Source organism: Maridesulfovibrio bastinii DSM 16055, assembly GCF_000429985.1.
Lineage (GTDB): Bacteria > Desulfobacterota > Desulfovibrionia > Desulfovibrionales > Desulfovibrionaceae > Maridesulfovibrio > Maridesulfovibrio bastinii.
The window spans coordinates 154640-173837 of the sequence record NZ_AUCX01000005.1; the positions used below are offsets into that span (position 1 = coordinate 154640).

The 19198-nt window shown below is 42.0% G+C and carries 16 protein-coding genes, 5 tRNA genes and 1 pseudogene; 9 read left to right on the plus strand and 13 right to left on the minus strand.

Annotation, left to right across the window (positions count from 1 at the left end; all coding sequences use genetic code 11):
* Positions 1–125: 125 nt before the first annotated feature.
* Together G496_RS0100660 and G496_RS20790 are read left to right on the plus strand one after the other, a co-directional pair.
* Positions 126–1472, plus strand: coding sequence for a Na+/H+ antiporter NhaC family protein (locus tag G496_RS0100660; RefSeq protein WP_245577835.1), 1347 nt, complete (start codon positions 126–128; stop codon positions 1470–1472).
* A 278-nt stretch (positions 1473–1750) separates the two neighbouring features.
* Positions 1751–1900, plus strand: a pseudogene (locus tag G496_RS20790) (transposase); the annotation flags it as partial.
* A 229-nt stretch (positions 1901–2129) separates the two neighbouring features.
* Here the strand turns inward: G496_RS20790 and G496_RS0100665 are convergent.
* The 3 genes from G496_RS0100665 to G496_RS0100675 form a co-directional block, all read right to left on the minus strand.
* Positions 2130–2207: transfer RNA gene (locus G496_RS0100665), tRNA-Glu, on the minus strand.
* A gap of 95 nt (positions 2208–2302) precedes the next feature.
* A tRNA-Glu gene (locus tag G496_RS0100670) sits at positions 2303–2380 on the minus strand.
* Positions 2381–2402: 22 nt separating this feature from the next.
* Positions 2403–2477 (minus strand) — tRNA-Gln (locus G496_RS0100675).
* A 445-nt stretch (positions 2478–2922) separates the two neighbouring features.
* Between G496_RS0100675 and G496_RS0100680 the strand changes: the two genes are divergently transcribed.
* The 3 genes from G496_RS0100680 to G496_RS0100690 are packed head-to-tail and all read left to right on the plus strand — an operon-like array spanning position 2923 to position 4756.
* Positions 2923–3255 carry a hypothetical protein gene (locus G496_RS0100680; RefSeq protein WP_051294738.1) on the plus strand — a complete coding sequence of 111 codons (333 nt, stop codon included), beginning with the start codon at positions 2923–2925 and terminating at the stop codon, positions 3253–3255.
* A 3-nt stretch (positions 3256–3258) separates the two neighbouring features.
* Positions 3259–3810, plus strand: coding sequence for an RNA polymerase sigma factor (locus tag G496_RS0100685; RefSeq protein WP_027177573.1), 552 nt, complete (start codon positions 3259–3261; stop codon positions 3808–3810).
* A gap of 55 nt (positions 3811–3865) precedes the next feature.
* Positions 3866–4756, plus strand: coding sequence for a rhodanese-like domain-containing protein (locus G496_RS0100690; protein WP_027177574.1), 891 nt, complete (start codon positions 3866–3868; stop codon positions 4754–4756).
* Positions 4757–4881: 125 nt separating this feature from the next.
* Here G496_RS0100690 and G496_RS0100695 read toward each other — a convergent pair whose 3' ends face one another.
* From G496_RS0100695 to G496_RS0100715, 5 genes are all read right to left on the minus strand, one after another.
* A complete protein-coding gene (locus tag G496_RS0100695) occupies positions 4882–6303 on the minus strand; it encodes a Rossmann-fold NAD(P)-binding domain-containing protein (protein WP_027177575.1) in 1422 nt (473 codons plus the stop codon).
* A gap of 427 nt (positions 6304–6730) precedes the next feature.
* A tRNA-Glu gene (locus G496_RS0100700) sits at positions 6731–6808 on the minus strand.
* A gap of 13 nt (positions 6809–6821) precedes the next feature.
* A tRNA-Gln gene (locus G496_RS0100705) sits at positions 6822–6896 on the minus strand.
* 79 nt (positions 6897–6975) lie between these two features.
* Positions 6976–7317 carry a hypothetical protein gene (locus tag G496_RS0100710; protein WP_027177576.1) on the minus strand — a complete coding sequence of 114 codons (342 nt, stop codon included), beginning with the start codon at positions 7315–7317 and terminating at the stop codon, positions 6976–6978.
* A 43-nt stretch (positions 7318–7360) separates the two neighbouring features.
* On the minus strand, positions 7361–7804 hold the full coding sequence (locus G496_RS0100715; protein WP_245577836.1) for a DciA family protein: 444 nt from the start codon (positions 7802–7804) through the stop codon (positions 7361–7363).
* Between the two features lie 297 nt (positions 7805–8101).
* On the opposite strand from G496_RS0100715, the gene G496_RS0100720 reads away from it, so the two are divergent.
* From G496_RS0100720 to G496_RS18400, 4 genes are all read left to right on the plus strand, one after another.
* Complete coding sequence (locus tag G496_RS0100720; RefSeq protein WP_027177578.1) at positions 8102–9010, plus strand: ArsR/SmtB family transcription factor; 909 nt, start codon at positions 8102–8104, stop codon at positions 9008–9010.
* Positions 9011–9084: 74 nt separating this feature from the next.
* A complete protein-coding gene (ahcY, locus tag G496_RS0100725; protein WP_027177579.1) occupies positions 9085–10503 on the plus strand; it encodes an adenosylhomocysteinase in 1419 nt (472 codons plus the stop codon).
* A gap of 334 nt (positions 10504–10837) precedes the next feature.
* A complete protein-coding gene (locus G496_RS0100730; RefSeq protein WP_051294739.1) occupies positions 10838–11599 on the plus strand; it encodes a substrate-binding periplasmic protein in 762 nt (253 codons plus the stop codon).
* Between the two features lie 225 nt (positions 11600–11824).
* Complete coding sequence (locus G496_RS18400) at positions 11825–12892, plus strand: discoidin domain-containing protein (RefSeq protein ID WP_051294740.1); 1068 nt, start codon at positions 11825–11827, stop codon at positions 12890–12892.
* 160 nt (positions 12893–13052) lie between these two features.
* Here G496_RS18400 and aspA read toward each other — a convergent pair whose 3' ends face one another.
* From aspA to G496_RS0100760, 5 genes are all read right to left on the minus strand, one after another.
* Positions 13053–14462: an aspartate ammonia-lyase gene (aspA, locus tag G496_RS0100740; RefSeq protein WP_027177581.1), complete on the minus strand. Its 1410-nt coding sequence runs from the start codon at positions 14460–14462 to the stop codon at positions 13053–13055.
* Positions 14463–14723: 261 nt separating this feature from the next.
* Positions 14724–15632, minus strand: a complete 909-nt coding sequence (gene rarD / locus G496_RS0100745) for an EamA family transporter RarD (protein ID WP_027177582.1) — start codon at positions 15630–15632, stop codon at positions 14724–14726.
* Between the two features lie 97 nt (positions 15633–15729).
* Positions 15730–16962 carry an EAL domain-containing protein gene (locus tag G496_RS0100750; protein ID WP_034631888.1) on the minus strand — a complete coding sequence of 411 codons (1233 nt, stop codon included), beginning with the start codon at positions 16960–16962 and terminating at the stop codon, positions 15730–15732.
* 135 nt (positions 16963–17097) lie between these two features.
* Positions 17098–17427, minus strand: a complete 330-nt coding sequence (locus G496_RS0100755) for a P-II family nitrogen regulator (protein WP_027177584.1) — start codon at positions 17425–17427, stop codon at positions 17098–17100.
* Positions 17428–17473: 46 nt separating this feature from the next.
* Positions 17474–18844, minus strand: a complete 1371-nt coding sequence (locus tag G496_RS0100760; RefSeq protein WP_027177585.1) for an ammonium transporter — start codon at positions 18842–18844, stop codon at positions 17474–17476.
* Positions 18845–19198: the final 354 nt, after the last annotated feature.

Consider the following 19198-nt stretch of genomic DNA (forward strand, 5'->3'; position numbering starts at 1 on the left):
GTAAATATTGCCAATTTCGTCTAATTTATTGGATGAAATTACTTTTTTTTCGGCAGGACCGTTTTGGATATTTAAAATCTGAAACCAGATATGAACAAGCACAGCTTAAACGGAGCGTTTTTACATTGCAGGATCAGAATAAAAATTCTTCAACATCAAATATTGAGCCGCATGGTACAGCATTGCTTCCATTGGTTCTTTTTCTGCTATTATTTATAGGAACAGGCGTAACCCTAACAGCCAATGGAACAAAGATGGCTTTTTATCAGCTGTCTGCGACGGTTGCTATTCTGCCGGCCATTGCACTGGCCTTAATAATGGGCAGGGAAAAACTTGAAAAGAAAATATCTATATTCCTATACGGTGTAGGGGATATAAATATAGTTACCATGTGCATGATATATCTGCTTGCCGGTGGTTTTGCTGCGGTTGCAAAAAGTATCGGCGGGGTAGATGCAACAGTTAATATGGGGCTTGCTTTTATTCCTGCCAGACTGGTGCTGCCGGGGCTGTTTCTTATCTCTTCATTTGTATCCACTGCAATGGGAACATCCATGGGAACTATTGCCGCAATAGCCCCAATTGCCGCAGGTGTTGCAGACCAGACAGGCATGTCATCAGCCGTTCTTATGGGAGCTGTTCTCGGGGGTGCCATGTTCGGTGACAACCTCTCGATGATTTCAGATACCACTATTGCCGCAACCAGAACTCAGGGTTGCGCTATGAATGATAAATTCAAAATGAATTTGCTTATAGCATTGCCGGCAGCTGTTTTGACAGCCGCATTGCTGTACTTCAATGGTGAATCCGGGGCGGCATCAACTCCGGGAAGTTGGGAATTTATAAAAGTTATTCCTTATCTTGCGATTCTTGGCTTGGCCGTAGCCGGTATCAACGTATTTGTGGTTCTTTCTGCTGGTATAGTTTTGACCGGTGCTGTAGGACTGTACACCATTCCCGATTTTACTCTTCTCAGCTTTTCTCAGAGCATTTATAACGGTTTTGCCGGTATGAATGAGATTTTGGTTCTCTCAATGCTCATAGGTGGTCTGGGTGAGCTTATACGCTTTAATGGCGGGCTTCTCTGGCTGCTTGAAAAAGTTAATTCCATTGCGCGCAGAGTGGGTAGAGGAAATAAACGTGTTTCCGGAGAGTTCGGAATTGCTTCACTGGTTTCTCTGGCCGATGCCTGCACAGCCAACAATACCGTTGCCATCATTTTGAGCGGTAGACTGGCTAAGGAAATAGCTACTGACAACGGGGTCGACCCAAAACGCAGCGCAAGCCTTCTTGATGTTTTTTCATGTATTATTCAGGGGCTCGTTCCTTATGCCGCTCAGGTGCTACTCGCTGGGTCCGTTGCCGGTATTTCTCCGGTGGAAGTTGCCGGAAACAACTGGTATTGTATAATACTTGCTGTGATATCCGTATTTGCAATAATAACAGGATGGCCGGGAAAGGCTAAAAAATAGCATCACATAACTATCTTATCATTAAGTAAGGGAACCGCTTTAACGGTTCCCTTTTTTTGTATGTAGAAAAAACGTTATGGGGTCCCTAAAGCTTTCAGCTATGAATAATTGAGTCTTCTTTTCATTTGCAGGATAGCGGCCTTAAAAATAGCATAGTCTACTTTTGAGGGCTGAACTTTGTCGTTCTGCTATAAATGGCAGTTAATAGCAGTGGTGTGTTCATATAATTTACGATCAGTTGAAATGGGATGATAGTTTTGGTGGTGTGCTAATAGAAGAAAGAGGAAGTGGCCCGAATGTTTCGTTACGGTAAAAGCAACGGAACAACCGAAGGATTTCATCGCAAGATGAAGCTCATCCAGAGGCGAGCATACGGGTTCAGAAATTTTGAAAATTATCGGCTGCGTGTACGGGCTTTGTGCGGGTAGTCGAGAAGAAAATCAACGGCAGGAAATTTGATCAATCGGGCTTGCGTCCCTTTCTTTGGTGTAGACCCATGGAAATTTGATCATTCGGGCTTGTGCCCCTTTGTTTGGTGTAGACCCCCTCTTTTTGCTAATTTGCTTGGGGATGTGTCCTGAATGTAAGCCCGGAGCTTGTCAGAAGATAGAAACGAAAAAAGGACTAAATCTGATGATTTAGTCCTTGTAATTTCGGTGGCGTCCCCAAGGGGATTTGAACCCCTGTCGCCGGCGTGAAAGGCCGGTGTCCTGGGCCAGGCTAGACGATGGGGACGCAGGATATTTGGTCAAAAACAGTCTGGAATGTCTAAAGTTTCCAGAGCGTTGTGTCAAGATGTTTCTGGCCTGAAAACATCTTTTTTTTTAGAATGGCGTCCCCAAGGGGATTTGAACCCCTGTCGCCGGCGTGAAAGGCCGGTGTCCTGGGCCAGGCTAGACGATGGGGACGCATCTCTAAAAAAGTTGTTGTTGGCTGGGACACAAGGACTCGAACCTTGATTAACGGAACCAGAATCCGCCGTCCTGCCAATTGAACGATGTCCCAACAACGAGAAGAGTGTTTATGTGTATTCGTGATTCCTGTCAACAGAAAAAAGTGATTTTAAGATAAAAAAATTAAATTTTTAAATTTATCTCGAAAATAATCAATAAAAATCAGTAAAATTTTAAATTCTATGCTCCAAAAATCGTCTATCCGTCTGATTTTTGTCAAAATCGAGTTTTAAAAAAAATGAATTTTTTAAAACTCGCTTGTTGGAGAATAGCAGATATTTTTCGTTTTGTGTTGTGTTTTATCCTGAATTACCCGGAGTTGTGATTTTGATTTTTTAATATTTCAAAGTTTTTTTAAACTGTTGCTAATTTATTTTACGACCTTGGTTAAAAAATTAAAAAAAACTGCAATATTTTTGAAACTCATACGTTAAATAGTCAGAGGACTTTTTAAGTTCATTTCATTTTGTACATAAATATCAGTCAGGAGGTTGGTAATGAGGGCAGGATTTATGAAGGTCTTGTTTAAAGTTTTTATAGCTGTTGGATTTTTTGCTCTGGTAACGATGGTCTTTTGGAATTGGCTGATGCCGGAAATTTTTGGATTACCGGAGCTTTCATATTTTCAGACCTTGGGATTGTTAATTTTGTCCCGGCTTCTATTTGGAGGATTCAGTTCATTACGGGAAATGAGCCATTTTATTGCTCACAGGGAAAGGGAAGCTCTCTTTGAAAGCTGGCACTCCATGACCCCGGAGCAGCGGGCTGAGTGTTTTGCGAGGGTTCGCTCCCGCAGATCGGATTCTTCAGCAACAGATCATAGGGACTAAAATATGGGAGGGCCGCCTTCTTTATTTAAAAAAGATATTTTCTGGAAAAGATACAAACAGCTTCAGACTTATCTTAGAAAGAAGTTATCTCCGGAAGATGTGGAAGACGTTATCCAGACGGCATTATATAAGCTGGTTAAGGCTGATCAGCTGGTGTTTTCTTCTGACTGGATTCTGGCCTGGCTTTACCGGGTAGTACGAAATGAAAGTATTGATCTTATGCGTAAAAAGAAGCCTGTCCCTTTTGCTGATGAATTATCAGATTTTCAGAATGAACTTTATGATGAAACTCTTGGGATAATGCTGCCGGATAATAAACGCCCGGAAGATGAAATGCTGCGAAAACTGTTCTGGGAAGAGCTGGAATCTGCCATGAATGACCTTCCAGAGGCGCAGCGTGATATTTTTATACGAACTGAGCTCAATGGAGAATCTTTTAAAAAGATTTCTGAGGAGACAGATGTGCCTGTAGGTACACTCATATCTCGTAAAAGATATGCTGTATTGCGGCTGCGTGAAAGATTGGAAAGATTGAAACAGGAAATTGTTTCCTGACGTACAGACCGGATTTTACCTTTCATTAACTTAAAATCAGGATTTAAACTCAGCAATGACTAAAAATAATGCCGCACAGGCTTCAGAAACGGCTCAGGAACAACTTTTGAGGATTAATCGTGAAGTCCTTTCAGTTCCACATACTTTTTTTGCAGACAGTCTTTATGAAGCTCTGCTTACGGAAGGGAATTCATCTTTTTTTATTATCAGTCTTCAGAATGAAGAAGAATTTAATGAAGGACACATACCCGGAGCTGTCAGATTTCAAATAGATCTGTCCCGCCCTGAAAAAGCCTTGAAGAGTCTGCCTGCTGATAAGACCATAGTAGTCACAGATTCAAATGGGCAATTGAGTTGCAGGATAACTACGTTTCTTCGTCAGATGGGCGTTAATGCTAAAAATTTATTGGTAGGTCTGGAAGGGTGGAACAAAAAATATTCCGGCGCTGGAGCATATTGCGGAGGAGTCGGTCTGCCTGTTTCAGATGTTGCCACTCCTTTGCCTGTAAATGACATTCCATATTCGGCTCCATCAGGATTAAGCGACAAAGAATTGATTTTAAAACGTACCGTTGATTACGCCAGTCAGGGGCGTCCAGCTATTATAAGCCCGGAAGAGGCTTTGAACATGTCGAACAGTTTTACAATAAGTATGCAGGCTGAAGCCGATTACGCCTTTGGTCATATTGATGGCGCTGCAAATCTTCCTGTTGAATTATTTTTGAGTGGAAGCCCTGAATTACTTAAATTGCCCTTTGATAAAAAAATTATTGTCGGTTGTTATATGGGGCATTATTCCAATATCGGCTCACTTATTCTGAATCAGTTGGGATACGAAGCCTACAGTCTGGACTGGGGGCTTGCCGGATGGAATACTGATGGTTTTGAAAGACCACTTCAATGGTTGCAGGGCGATAATGAATACCCTGTAGAGAAAGGAAGCTGAAATAATATTCATGTCATTTTAATATGATTAGTACAGCTATGCATGAAAGCGGGTTATCCTCTTTAATTAATAAGAGGGTAATCCGCTTTTTAATTATTATCTTGATTGGTTATTCTGTTTTGCTGTTAACCATCCACAATTTTTAAAATTGAACTATTGTTCAGGTATAAGGCTTTATCCAGCAATTCATTTGAGTTTAAAATTTTTAGATGTTTGAGTTTTGCGTTTTTCAGGATTGCATCTGTGACCTGTCTGAAAAAGACTGTTGTAATAACTATGGCATCAATTTCTAAATTTTCAGGCAGATTTTTGTAAAAAATGATTGGTATTTCTGAAATTTTTTTACCGTGTTTTTCAGGATCACTGTCAAAGATATATTGAATATTAAATTTGTTTTTTAATATTTTTATAGAAGTTCTACATCTGCCTCCGGCTCCCCATAAGGCTATTTTGCTATTTTCAGGGATATTTTGAAATATTTTTTGATTAGAACATATTCTCATAAGTCTGAGAGCTTTTGCCCTGTATAATGGATGAGCATGGCTCATTTTGTGCTCAAGGTAGTCCCTGATGTGATGAAAAAAGTCATTATCAAAGAGAAAAGCTCCGGCATGAAGTGTCTCTACCGGAATTTCAATTTTTTTATTCTTTCTAAGGAGTTCTGCGAAAAGATTATTATCACCGGTTTCAATAGCGTCACTCAATAAATTGTTTATTGTAATATCAATATTCTGGCTTCGACTGAATTCTAAAGAGTATTTCGGATATAATTTTTTAAATACCAGCTGCCAATAATGTTTACCGGGATGCTCAAGGTCGTAATGTTTTGTGAAAATATAGCGGTCATTTTTCTGGAAGCTGTCGAAGAGTACCGGGAAGCTGTATTTGAAACCGGACTCATAAATATAATCTTCAAGTGGCTGGGATATTTTTATAACTTTGATATTTTTTATTTTTTCAATATCAGAATAAAATTGATCAGCTCCAGCCTGAATCATGTTCCAGTTTTTCAGAGTTGATTTATCAGAATCAGAAAAATTTTTGATTCTTTCTATAATTATTATCTGGGCATCAGGAAAAGATTCGGTGAGCGAGAATATAAAATTTTTGAATCTTGCGAGGTATGAAGAGCTGTCAGGAATAATCTGATCAAAATCAGTCTGCAATCTGCTCCAAAAATCAACCCCCAGATTTTCCGGCCAGTACTGTTCGTTTACTTCAATAATGAAGCCCGATTTTTTGTGCTGATAGCATAATTCACTTTCATGAAACAGGTTACATACAATAGTATCAGGCTTGAATTTATGAAAATCTTTCGCAGAGGGATTAATTTTTATACTGCCCGTAGAAAGTAATCCTGAAATTTCTTCTTCTGGTAAATAGTGTTTCAAGTAGCTTTTTGCTTCTTGAAGTCCCCCAACATGATTAAGTTCCGAAAGAATGGATAAAAAGTATTTTGCTTCGAGTCCGGCTTCATTCGCAATTTCTTTTAAATTAAGGGCTTGGCAATTGCCGATAAAGCAAATTTTATTTTTGGGGCTAAGCATCTGTTCCAATCTTTTATTTATTGTTGAGGCATTATATGCGCAGATTATTTTTTAATTATAATATTATTAATTGTCCATCTCTAGCTTGGTTAATTCTATAGTTTATGTGTTGTGTAAGGATGTATAATTATGGTTTTGCCGTATAGCATTTACATAAAGCTCCGGCTGCTGTGATAAAAGTCGTCAATACAGTTAATACCATCAGAATCAAAAGGTATATTTGATATCTTATTACAATATAAACTATTTTTGTGTTGGGATACGATTTTTTAGCCGTAAAAATTTATAGACTGGGAGTGAAAGGTACGGGAAACGATGATTCGAAGGAATGATCAACCGGTTTGCCGTTTTTGGGGCTGGGGCATTAATGAAAATCAGGCAAAAAAAAAGACTGAATTGAAAAATTCAGTCTTTTGAAAAACTTTTTTGGCGTCTCCAAGGGGATTTGAACCCCTGTCGTCGGCGTGAGAGGCCGATGTCCTGGGCCGGGCTAGACGATGGAGACTTATATTTTTTGCTGGCTGGGACACAAGGACTCGAACCTTGATTAACGGAGCCAGAACCCGTCGTCCTGCCAATTGAACGATGTCCCAGCAGCGAAAAAATGACTATTTTGAAAGAGCTAAACTGTCAACATCTTTTTTAGCTTTTCAAAATTTTTTTAATTTAAACCTACTGAACTCTTGCGAGTGCGCGGGTACGTTTTTTCAGTTTGTTGATTTTGCGGCGCATGATGTCACGATCATTACGTGATTCAAGAGCAGCTCTCTTTTCGCGCAGTTCACGGATTTCTTTTTTAATTGCAAAGATCTGATCTTTGTAAGGAGAAACTCCGCCTTCTTCAGTGAAGCCGAAAACTTCTTTGATTTTAGCAACGATATCTTCTTTGCTCATTCCGGATACACCAACAATCATGGTCAGCTTGTTGATGCAGAGTTCGCGCAGTTCCTTAGTTGTCATTTTGTCCAGGGGCTTTTTAAGGCCGAGACTGTCGAAGCTGATTTCTTCGCTCATGTTATTCTCCTTGGGGCCGGGGTACGGCCGCGAAAATGAAAATTTATGATTCTTCAAATAGCCGGAGGTATTTAAGATAACACCGACCAACCGGCTGATCTGGATCGAACTTATCTTTTAACCCGCCTAACTTGCGGGGTTTTTTAAGTTCGGGATCATTGAATTCAGGACGCTTTAATTCGTACCCGTCCAATGGAACCCTGCCGTTTAACAGCTCAAACAGTATCTTGTCAAAGACTTCCTGACCTAAAAATGAATTTACTCTTTCAACAATCTCCTGAGCAAAGTATGAAAGCTCCTGAACAACCACAGGATCATCGGCCGCAAGAATGAGTGTCCGTTTGCGGTGTCCCAGTGGTTTTGCCATCTCGGAAAGGTCCGGTCCCATAAGTTCAGGCCATGCTTTCCAGAGCTTGGGCATAGCCATATTATTGGTACCGTCCAGAGCACTGATTACCGAACCTATGGCCTCACCAGTAGTTCGCATTCTGCGTTGCCTGGGATGGTATATTCGGCCTGTCGGGCCGTTGAATTTGTTTTTTAGAGCCATCTATGATTAATAATGTTTTAATTTATGGTTGGTCAAGTGAACCATCTATTTTGATATAAGCAAAAAAGCAGGTAAAATTTTCTTTTTAAATAATTTTATAGGGCCTAAATTTCATTTTTTTAAAAAAATGAAAAATACTGCTTTGTTCAGCTTGACTACGGAAGCAGGTCCATATAAAGCATATTTCATATGGTTATATAAAGATGTTTTTATATGAGTTCAACGGCGGTAATTATGGATATTATTAAATACAGCAAAGCTCTTTCAGATGAAATCAGAGTCAGGCTGCTGGCTATGTTGCGGGATAATGAATTGAATGTGGGCGAGGTCGTACAGATTTTAGGTATGTCTCAACCCCGAATTTCAAGGCATCTTAAAATTCTGCATGAAAGCGGGCTGCTTGAATCACGCCGTGAAGGACTTTGGAATTTTTACAAATTAACCTCTGAAGGTTCAGGCAGAAGGTTTGCAAAATCAATAGACTGGATTTTTGAAAAAGATCCCCTCGTTGTAAGTGATAGTGTTAAAGTCTCGGAAGTTCTGGCCGAGCGTCGTCGTGAAACCAGTGAATTTTTTGATGAAATAGCTGAAGACTGGGAACATCTACAACGTGAGGTCTTTGGTGATTTCGATTTGAATGAGCAGATTATGTCCTATTCGCCTGTGAGCGGCCTCTGTGCTGATCTGGGCTGCGGAAATGGTGCTCTGCTGCAATTGATGATGGAAAAATGTTCTTCTGTTATTGGCGTGGACAGCTCCAAGCGTATGCTTGAACTTGCTGAAAAGCGTATCGGCGGCAGGGACGGTGTCAGCCTGAGAATAGGTGATCTTACGCATCTGCCCTTAAAAGACAGCGAAGCTGATTTTTCGGTAATATCCATGGTGCTGCATCACCTGCCTCATCCTGAACAGGCTGTGAGTGAAGCTTACCGGACCCTTGATAAGGGCGGAAATTTTATAATTGCCGATTTTGCAATGCATTCCAACGAGTCAATGCGCACCGAGTATGGAGACCGAAGACTCGGATTTACCGAGAAGGAACTGCTCCAGTGGATGCATGATTCGGGTTTCCATTCTGTAGAAATAAGTAAGTTCCCTGTGAAGAAAGGGCTGACAGTCCTTCTTGTTCATGGGATTAAATAGTGTAGAGCAGCCCGGTGTCCGGGTTTCAATAAAATTAACAGCTGCGCATGGCGCAACCAAACACGGAGGAAATAATGCTTAAGATAGATCCTTCTCTTGAGTACAAAGTGGCTGATATGAGCCTGGCTGACTGGGGTAATAAAGAAATGCAGCTTTCCGAGCGTGAAATGCCCGGTCTTATGGCTATCCGCGAAAAATACGGAAAAGAAAAACCTCTTAAGGGTCTCAAAGTTATGGGTAGCCTCCACATGACTATCCAGACAGCCATGCTTATTGAGACTCTGCATGCTCTTGGTGCTGATCTTCGCTGGGCTTCATGCAATATTTTTTCTACTCAGGATCACGCTGCTGCTGCCATCGTTAAAAACGGTACAGCCAAAGTTTTTGCATGGAAGGGTGAATCACTGGAAGAATACTGGTGGTGCACCGAGCAGGCTCTGACTTGGCCTGACGGTTCAGGACCGGATCTTATTGTTGATGATGGTGGCGACGCAACCCTGCTTATTCATAAAGGTGTTCAGGCTGAAAAGGATTCTTCAATTCTTGAAAAAGAATATGACAATAAAGAATTTCAGTGCGTTATCGACCGTCTGAAAGCTTCAGTTGCTGAAAATCCTTCCAAGTGGACTGAAATTTCAAAGAAAGTTCGTGGTGTTTCTGAAGAAACCACAACAGGTGTTCATCGCCTTTATCAGATGCAGGAATCCGGAGAACTTCTCTTCCCCGCATTCAATGTTAATGATTCCGTTACCAAGTCAAAATTTGACAACCTCTACGGATGCCGTGAATCACTTGCTGACGGCATCAAACGCGCTACCGATATCATGATCGCCGGTAAAGTTGTAGTTGTTGTCGGTTATGGTGATGTTGGTAAAGGTTGCGCCCAGTCCATGCGTGGTTTCGGTGCCAGGGTTATAGTTACCGAAATTGATCCTATCTGCGCCCTGCAGGCTGCTATGGAAGGCTTTGAAGTTACAACAATGGATAAAGCCGTACCAGAAGGTGATATTTTTGTTACTTGTACTGGCAACTATCATGTTGTAAGAGGAGAGCATATGGCTCAGATGAAGAATGAAGCCATTGTCTGCAACATCGGTCACTTTGATAATGAAATAGAAATGGATTACCTTGAAAAGAATCCCAAAGCTGAAAAAATCAGCATCAAACCTCAGGTTGATAAATGGGTAATGGATTCAGGTAAATCAATTATCATTCTTGCCGAGGGACGCCTGGTAAACCTTGGTTGTGCAACCGGTCACCCGAGTTTTGTAATGAGCAACAGCTTCACCAATCAGGCTCTTGCTCAGATTGACCTTGCTCAGAATGATTATGAACCGTCTGTTATGATTCTGCCCAAAAAGCTGGATGAGGAAGTTGCCCGTCTGCACCTTGAGCGTCTCGGAGTAGAGCTTGATATTCTCAGCAAAGAACAGGCAGACTACATAGGTGTTGCTGTTGATGGTCCTTTCAAGGCTGATCACTACCGCTATTAATTTTATGGAATCATCATTCCATAATCAGCTAAAAGGCGGGATATAAGCGCTTCGGCAAGTGTAATATCTCCGCTGATAAACGAGGGTGAAGGAAAGTTGTACGCGAGTATGACTATCTTTCACCCTCTTCGCATTTTATGGGTTTGTTATCAGTTTATATTTTTTAAAATAGAGTAGCCATTGCTACCGTTTCCCTACGTTCATCTTGTACGGTTAGTTCTTTTTAAGAATTGTTGTCGTGCTGTTACAATTTTGTTTCTTGACGGATTTAAATTTCGGTGCTCTTTTTAAAAATATTTGTAATTTGATAACCTTTTGATGGCGGTTGACTTTTTTGAATAAGCATACGTTTATACAGGGATTATTTTTTATAGTTTTATTGGCTGCATGCTTTGTTTTCACAGCTCCGGCTAAATGCCGGACCTTAAAGGCTGCAACTGATTACTGGCCGCCTTTTCGTATCAAAAGTTCAAATGGAACAGTCCGCGGTATTGATATTGACCTGCTCAGATTGCTGGCTGAAAAAATGGGAGACGATATCAAAATTGACAGGCTCCCATGGGCAAGATGTTTATATTACCTGAAACGCGGCGCAGAAGATTTGATGACCGGTGTTGCCAAAACGGACGAACGCAGTAAGTTCATGGTATTTAGCGATATTCCTTACTACAGTTGTGCTCCTGCCTTTTATTCCAGATGCGACCACCGTAAAGTTGTTAAAAAATATGAAGATCTCAAAGGGCAAAGCATCGGTTATACCCGTGATTCAGCTTATTTTTTTCGGTTTGATCATGACCGGGGACTAAAAAAGTATGCTGAGGATAAGGAAATTCAGCTGCTTGAAATGCTTGATGCTAGAAGGCTTGATTTAATCATCGGGACTGACTGTCAGGTTGACTACGATATCGTTCATAAGGGCTTTAAGGGAAGAATTGTTAAAATGCCCTACAAGCCAGAGGATAAAGTGAATCTTTATCTTGGGGTTTCCAGAAAATCAGATCTGGCTGACAGAATGGATGAAATTAATAAGGTGCTCAAAGAACTTGTAAACAGTGGTGAAATTGCCCATATAGCGCATAGCTATTTTGCTGAATAACTTTAAACTCTTAATTTTATTGTATAGTTGACGTCACTTCATGCCTTCATAACTTCCATACGATTATGCTTGATACCGTTTTTTCTGTACATTTCCTTCGGATAAGGTTTAGGCAGATGTTTTCGCGGAATTTCAATTTGTCATATTGAAGGCTCATTTGTTGTAATTTTAAATTTATATTTAAGTAATGATATGGATCGGTAAATAATCCGGCAGAGGTATTATATGAAATTTTTTTGGGCAGCTGTAATCTTTATTCTGTTGTTTCCTGTTTACGCCGGTGCCTCAGTCAATGCCACCACGGTTGAAATTCAACCGATGCATATACGCGTGTCATCATTTTTTACCGACAGCAATCAGCTGATGTTTAATGGTAATGCTCTTTATGATGGTGACTACAACACCGCATGGGAAGAAAATTCAGATGGCAATGGCAAAGGACAGTGGATTGAAATTTTTTTCCCTGATGAAGTTGTTGTTGATTCAATTTATGTGCGTAACGGTAAGGGCACAGGAAAAGCTTTTAAAAATCTGAATAGGGTTAAAAGTGCCACTTTCATATATTCTGACCGCAGGCAGGTTGATACAACTCTGGCCGACAGTGAAGCTGTTCAGACTTTGAAACCTCTGCACACGCTCACAACAAGCCTCAGCCTTGTGGTGAACAGTGTTTATCAAGGCACATCCAATCAGACGGCTGCTGTTTCGGAATTCTACGCCATCTATCACCATCCGGACGAAAAAGAGAGAAACTCAATTTTAGCAGCTGAAGAAGCTGTCCGGAAAAAACTTGAAGAGCAGGCAGAAAAAAAAGCTGAGAAACTGAAAAAACAGAAATCATCTTCCGGCAGGTCAAAGTCCAGTGCGTCCGCGCTGAAAAGGGGCAAAAAACGTGATCCGGCTGACAAACTGCTGACTAAGGAAGAAGCACGTAAAGTTTTTGCTGAGTTTTTTGATAAACTTTATTCAAGTTTTGTAACTATGAGTGATGACTATCCACGCATGTATGCTGAAAAAGAGTACATGCGGGAGAGCATAGTTTTCGACAGTTTCAAATATCAGCTTAAAAATCGTGGTGTCCTTAAGTATTATCAGGACGCTCTGGTGGATACCCGTGATCTGAAAATTGAGATTGAGAGCCTGCGCAAGCGTGAAGCTGATTTAAGGGTTACCGGCTTTTACGATGTTGTACTGGATTTGAAGCTGACAACGATTCCCGAAGATTCAAAGTATTACCTTGTTAAGGAATATGGAAAATGGAAAGTTGCTGAAAAAGTTGAAAACCCTTTCTAACCAATTCTTTTGTGATATATTTTAAAATTCAGATAGATAATTATTCAGTTTTAAGCATGCCCCCGGATTTTTGAGTCCGGGGGCATACTTTTCAGGTATATCAGTCTGTTCAGGGAACAGGCTTAATGCTGTTTTTTGCTTCTGAATTATCTACAGGCTGTTATGGTCTAAGACTTATCGGATGCACATGTGTCATTTTTTCAGGAGAAAGGGCTTCTTCAAGGTCCTGCTTGGACATATATCCTTTTTTAAGAACAATTTCGTAAACTGAACGTCCTGAAGTAAGAGCCTGATTAGCAACTTCTGTTGATTTTTCATAACCGATGTATGGATTAAGAGCCGTCACCAGACCAATGCTGTTCTCCACATAATGTCTGCACTGATCTTCATTTGCTGTTATCCCGCTTATGCACCTGTCTGCCAGAGTGCGAAAACCACGGCGCATTATTACCAGTGAATTGAAGAGACTTGCAGCTATTGCGGGCTCCATTACATTGAGTTCCAGCTGTCCGGCTTCTGCAGCCATGGTTACGGTCATATCACCGCCGATTACGGTGAAAGCTATCTGGTTGACAACTTCAGGAATTATCGGATTGACTTTTCCGGGCATAATCGAAGAACCCGGAGCCATCTTAGGAAGATTAATTTCATTTATCCCGCAACGTGGTCCTGATGACAGCAGGCGCAGGTCATTACATATTTTAGATATTTTTACGGCAACTCTTTTGAGCACTCCTGAAAGTTGAACATAAGCCCCTGTATCCTGAGTTGCTTCAACAAGGTCGGGAGCAAGTTCAAGATGGTAGCCGCTTAAATCGCAGAGCTTTTCGGTTACAATTCTAGCGTATTCCGGCGGGGCGTTCAGGCCTGTGCCGATAGCTGTTCCACCCATATTAATTTCCCGGATCAGATCTTTTGCTTCACGGACTCTTTCAATATCTTCGCCGATCATAACTGCATAAGAGGTGAATTCCTGCCCCAGAGTCATGGGAACTGCGTCCTGAAGCTGAGTACGGCCCATTTTGATTATGGATGAAAATTCTTTGCCTTTTTCGGCAAATGAATTTTTAAGATATTCCATAGCATCGATAAGCAGATCCATTTTTGTGAGCAGGGTCAGTCTTATTGCTGTTGGATATACGTCATTTGTGGACTGCGCCATATTTACATGAATGTTGGGATGGAGTTTATCATAATCGCCTTTCTCTGCACCCATGTGCATTAGGCCAAGGTTGGCAATAACTTCATTGGCATTCATATTGGTTGAAGTTCCGGCTCCCCCCTGAATTACGTCCACAATAAAGTTTTCATGAAATTTGCCTTCCAGCAACTGGTCGCAGGCCGCGGCAATTGCCTCGGTTTTTTCATCATCAAGGTGTCCGAGTTCGTTATTGGTTAGAGCTGCCGCCTTTTTTATATATGCCAGAGAGTTTATAAGCTGGGGATAATGGTGAATGGGAATACCGGTAATCATGAAATTTTCTGAAGCCCTTAGAGTCTGTACTCCGTATATGGCCTCATCTGGTACTTCTCTGCCTCCAATGCAGTCGTGTTCCAAACGACATTTCATATAAATCCCTCCGTAAAATTCGAATAGATAATTTATTGAACAATTAGCAGTAGTGGTATCATTTAGCCAGAAAGTTTTTACACTTGTGTGGCAATATATTTAATTTTTTACATATATTCATGTTAAAATTAAAATAATTAAAGGCGCGGTAATATTATGCCGTAATTAGAAGGTCGAAGCTTTGTTTCCGGGGCTTATTGAAAATAAAAAGCCACGGTTGAGTGACTCAGCCGTGGCTTTAATACTTGCGTAAAATAGAAGTTATTGCGCTTGTCCTGATGTCTGCCGATATATTTTTCTCTGCACGCTCAAACCGTCAAAAGCATAAAGCAGTATTCCGGCCCAGATGAAGGAGAAAGTTACCAGACTTGATTGGTGAAAAGGCTCACCGTAGACAAACACACCTAACAGAAGCAGACATGTCGGGGTGATGTATTGAAATATTCCCAATGTGGCCAGCTTAAGTCTGCGCGCGGCGTGGGCAAAAAAGATAAGTGGGATTGAGGTGGCTGCACCGGCCAATAGGATAAGAATATTTTTATCCATTCCGATCGCCCCGAATGACAGGGTGCCCTGCATGTAGAGCCAGATTAAATATGCTGCCGCAAGTGGACTTAAAATGGTGGTTTCAATTAGTAGACCCGGCAGAGATTCAACTTTCATAAGTTTGCGCACCAGACCGTAGGAACCGAATGAAAAAGCCAGTGACAGAGCTATCCACGGGAATTTACCATAATCAATTATGGAATATGAGACTCCAATAGCGGCTAGAGCAATGGCCCACATCTGGCGTCTGTTAAGCTTGTCTTTCATAAAAATGAAACCGAGCAGGGCATTTACCAGCGGATTTATGTAGTACCCCAGACTGGCCTCGACAACATGATTGTGATTAACAGACCAGATAAATATGAACCAGTTTGTTCCAACAAGAGTGCTGCTCAGACATAAAAGTAGAGATGTCTTTTTGTCGTCTTTCACAGCCATTACTTCCGTCCATTTTTTTTTGAAAGTAATGACCAGCGCGACAAAGAAAAATGACCATACTATGCGGTGGCAGATAAGTTCCAGAGCTGAAACATTGTTGAGCTGTTTCCAGTATATTGTAAGCAGGCCCCAGCTCAGAAAGGCTCCGGCTGCATAGAGAAAACCGTGATATTTGCTGTTGATCATTAAGATGTCCGATTTGAAAAAAACGTGATTTGCAAAAGTGTCAAGAGCTCTGAAGCAAAGATCGGACAATATTTTAAAGTGATGTTTCCTGCAAAGATTATTTATGATCTATAGCTATATCCACACAAAGCACAAATCTCTGTTCATGATTGTGGAATACCGTTGAAACTGTGAGGCAGCGGTTTCCTGAAGCAAGGGATATATACGGTCTGGTTATGTGCCATTTTCTTCCTGAAATAAGTGACAGGTAATAATCCTTAAGAGAATGATCGGCTCCCTTGGGTGCGGGGTTGTAAATTAATCTGCGGCGTTCTTTCAGCCTGTAGGGGTTGCAGATTGTATCCGTTGTCTGAACTCCGTGATCATCCAGAATATAGGCACATTCTATGTGTTTATTGCTGTCGATGAATTCAGTTATGGTGCTCTGGCAGGCTTCACAGTCACAGGCGCATTTTTCAAGGCTGGTGCGAAGTTTCATGGCCAGAGCTTCATACTGGGTGCGCATTAATTTTTCAGCGGCATACTTTTCAACAATGTGGGATTTGAAACGTGAAGCTGCAGAAAGTATGGGAGTAGAGTCGTAAGCTGAAATACGGTCTCTATGACATGGTTTGCCGAAGTAAAACCCCTGAAAAACATCCACATCCATCTGCATAAGTGTCAGAGCCTCTTCAATAGTTTCAACTCCTTCAGCCAGCGGCAGGGTTCCGGTTTTCTGAGCCATTCTTATCAGGGAACCGGTTATTTCATAATTGTGAAAACTGTTTTCTATTGATCTTATCAGCGAACGGTCAATCTTTATGATGTCCGGTCTGAGCCGTGGTATTCTATCCAGATTCGAGTGTCCTGTTCCGACATCGTCAAGAGCTATTAAAAAGCCCTGACAGCGTGAAGTTGAAACAAATGTTTCCAGAACCTTTTCATCACCGGCTTTGGATTCAATAATTTCGATAATTATGTTGCCGGGGGGCATACCTGCTTTTTCTGCAAATTTCAGTGTGGTACCCATTTTACCGACGATATCGCTCAGAACAGCAGCATCCATATTTAAAGACAGCAGCAGTGACCTGTTTTTCTTTGATATCGGAGCAAAAGTTTCCAAAGCTTTTTTTCTGCAGAGCCTGTCCAGATCAAGCAGAGTCTCGCGGTCCCGGCAAAGCCCGAACAGTTTATCAGGGGGGATTATTTCTCCGGTCTCGGGGTCCAGTCCTCTTGTTAATGCTTCGTAACCGAGAACTGATTTTCTTTTCATGGAAATCAGAGGCTGGAACATCGTAAGGAGACTTTCTTCTTCGATGATTTTGTGGATCAGGTCGTTCTGTGGCTTCATAATAAAATTTTGTTAAAAAATAGGCCGGAAGGTGGAGGTCTCCTTCCGGCCTTAACTGCAAAGGGCCGGTCCGGGCATCCTGCCGGTGGATTGCCCGGACCAGTGGCTATGGATGGCTGTATAGGCAGTTTTTTATTAAAGGGTTTCTTCTCCTGTTCTGATACGCATACATCTAGCGATATCTGAAACGAAGATAACTCCGTCGCCTTCTTTACCGGTCTGTGCTCCGGTTTTGATGGCTTCAATTGCTGTATCAACTTTATCTTCAGCGATACCTATTTCAATGCGGAGTTTTTTAAGAAGGTTAACTTCCATGAGTACACCGCGATATGTTTCTGTAAATCCTGCACCGCGTCCTGATCCCAGGATATTGGTGACTGACATGGTGTAGATTCCCTTGGCGTAAAGAGCCTGCTTGACTGCTGTCAGGCATTCGGGACGTATATATACTGTAATGAGTTTCATTTTATACCTCTTATTAAATTAGGTTCAGTTCTGTTGTATTCCTGACTTATTCGTTAGAGAAGATCTGGAATCCGTTGTAGCTTTCGTTGCCGTGTTCAGCGATATCAAGACCCTTAAGTTCTTCTTCTCTGGAAGCTCTGATACCCATGAGAGCCTTGGCGATGCTGAATGCTACCAGACCTGCACCGAATGCCCAGAGGAAGACTACAACTACACCGATTACCTGAGGGATAACGAGGTTGAATCCGCCGCCGTAGAGGAGGCCAGCTGCGCCGTCGTTCAGTTCAGGAATTGTGAACAGACCTGTTGCTATTGTTCCCCATGCACCGCATACACCGTGAACGGATACTGCGCCGACCGGGTCATCGATGCGGAGAACCTTATCGATGAATTCGATTGCGAATACTACGAGGATACCTGCGATGAGGCCGATGCAGATAGCGCCTATAGGAGATACGGTTGCACAACCTGCGGTGATACCTACGAGTCCTGCGAGGCAGCCGTTACAGGTCATGGAAATGTCGGGCTTACCGAACTTGGACCATGCTGTGAACATTGCACCGAGAGTACCTGCACATGCAGCGAGGCTTGTGGTTACAGCGATGAGGCCGATGGAACCGTCTGCAGTTGTTGTGGAACCGGGGTTGAATCCGAACCAGCCGAACCAGAGGATGAATACACCGAGTCCTGCAAGAGGAATGTTGTGACCGGGGATTGCGTTTGCTTTACCGTCAGCAGTATATTTGCCGATACGGGGTCCGAGAAGCATAGCGCCTGCGAGGGCAACCCAGCCGCCTACGGAGTGAACAACAGTTGAGCCTGCAAAGTCCATGAAGCCGAGTCCTTCGAGCCAGCCGGCACCGGAATCGCCGAGCCAGAGGCTGCCCCATGCCCAGTGACCGGAGATAGGATAGATGAGTCCGGTTACGAGGAATGTTACAAGGATGTAGCTTTTAAATTTGGTACGTTCTGCGATACCACCGGAAACGATTGTTGCGGCAGTGGCAGCAAAAACGGACTGGAAGAACCAGAAACACAGTGTCCACTGTGAGTCGGGATCAGTAAAAGTGTTGCCAGCAAGAGCGAAGCCGGAAGTTCCGACAAAGCCGCCTGCATCAAGTCCGAACATGAGTCCGAAACCGAAAAGGAAGAAGATGATTGCGCCAACAGCGAAATCAAGAAAGTTCTTCATAAGGATGTTACCAGCGTTTTTGGCGCGGCAGAAACCGACTTCGACGCAAGCAAATCCGGCCTGCATGAACATAACGAGAACAGCTGCTATCAGTGTCCAGAGAATGTTACCATGGGTCTGGCTGAGAGCTTCCCCATCAGCAAAAGCCGCAGTCGGGGCAAGCAGCATGAGAAGAGTAAACAGGGCCGGTATTTTCCGGCGGACAGAAGTCATTTTAAAGGTCATGTGGTCCTCCTTGGTGGGATTGTGACGTTGAATATGCTGGTGTTAAAGCATTTAGCGTGCCAAAAAAATAACATACTGTAATTATTGAATATTTTTAAAAACGGGCTATTTTTGTCTTTACAAATTTGTGTAAAGTTACAAAAACAGATAACGTTTTTAATGTAGTTTTTACAAAAATGGTAAAATTAGTCTACAGCATAATGTTATATCTCTTTTAACTTTTTTAAAAGACTTCACTTTATATGAAGGTATAAAAAATATAAAAAAGAGTTGACATGGTTTCTGCGGGCGTTTACTTATCTCCCATGACACAAATTTCTACCCTTGGCATCAGCCGTACCTATTTTTACTTTT

Coding starts and splice junctions, on each gene's coding strand:
- G496_RS0100680 (WP_051294738.1), top strand. CDS start 2,923: ATGAGGGCAGGATTTATGAAGGTCTTGTTTAAAGTTTTTATAGCTGTT.
- G496_RS0100685 (WP_027177573.1), top strand. CDS start 3,259: ATGGGAGGGCCGCCTTCTTTATTTAAAAAAGATATTTTCTGGAAAAGA.
- G496_RS0100690 (WP_027177574.1), top strand. CDS start 3,866: ATGACTAAAAATAATGCCGCACAGGCTTCAGAAACGGCTCAGGAACAA.
- G496_RS0100695 (WP_027177575.1), bottom strand. CDS start 6,303: ATGCTTAGCCCCAAAAATAAAATTTGCTTTATCGGCAATTGCCAAGCC.
- G496_RS0100710 (WP_027177576.1), bottom strand. CDS start 7,317: ATGAGCGAAGAAATCAGCTTCGACAGTCTCGGCCTTAAAAAGCCCCTG.
- G496_RS0100715 (WP_245577836.1), bottom strand. CDS start 7,804: ATGCGAACTACTGGTGAGGCCATAGGTTCGGTAATCAGTGCTCTGGAC.
- G496_RS0100720 (WP_027177578.1), top strand. CDS start 8,102: ATGGATATTATTAAATACAGCAAAGCTCTTTCAGATGAAATCAGAGTC.
- ahcY (WP_027177579.1), top strand. CDS start 9,085: ATGCTTAAGATAGATCCTTCTCTTGAGTACAAAGTGGCTGATATGAGC.
- G496_RS18400 (WP_051294740.1), top strand. CDS start 11,825: ATGAAATTTTTTTGGGCAGCTGTAATCTTTATTCTGTTGTTTCCTGTT.
- aspA (WP_027177581.1), bottom strand. CDS start 14,462: ATGAAATGTCGTTTGGAACACGACTGCATTGGAGGCAGAGAAGTACCA.
- rarD (WP_027177582.1), bottom strand. CDS start 15,632: ATGATCAACAGCAAATATCACGGTTTTCTCTATGCAGCCGGAGCCTTT.
- G496_RS0100750 (WP_034631888.1), bottom strand. CDS start 16,962: ATGAAGCCACAGAACGACCTGATCCACAAAATCATCGAAGAAGAAAGT.
- G496_RS0100755 (WP_027177584.1), bottom strand. CDS start 17,427: ATGAAACTCATTACAGTATATATACGTCCCGAATGCCTGACAGCAGTC.
- G496_RS0100760 (WP_027177585.1), bottom strand. CDS start 18,844: ATGACCTTTAAAATGACTTCTGTCCGCCGGAAAATACCGGCCCTGTTT.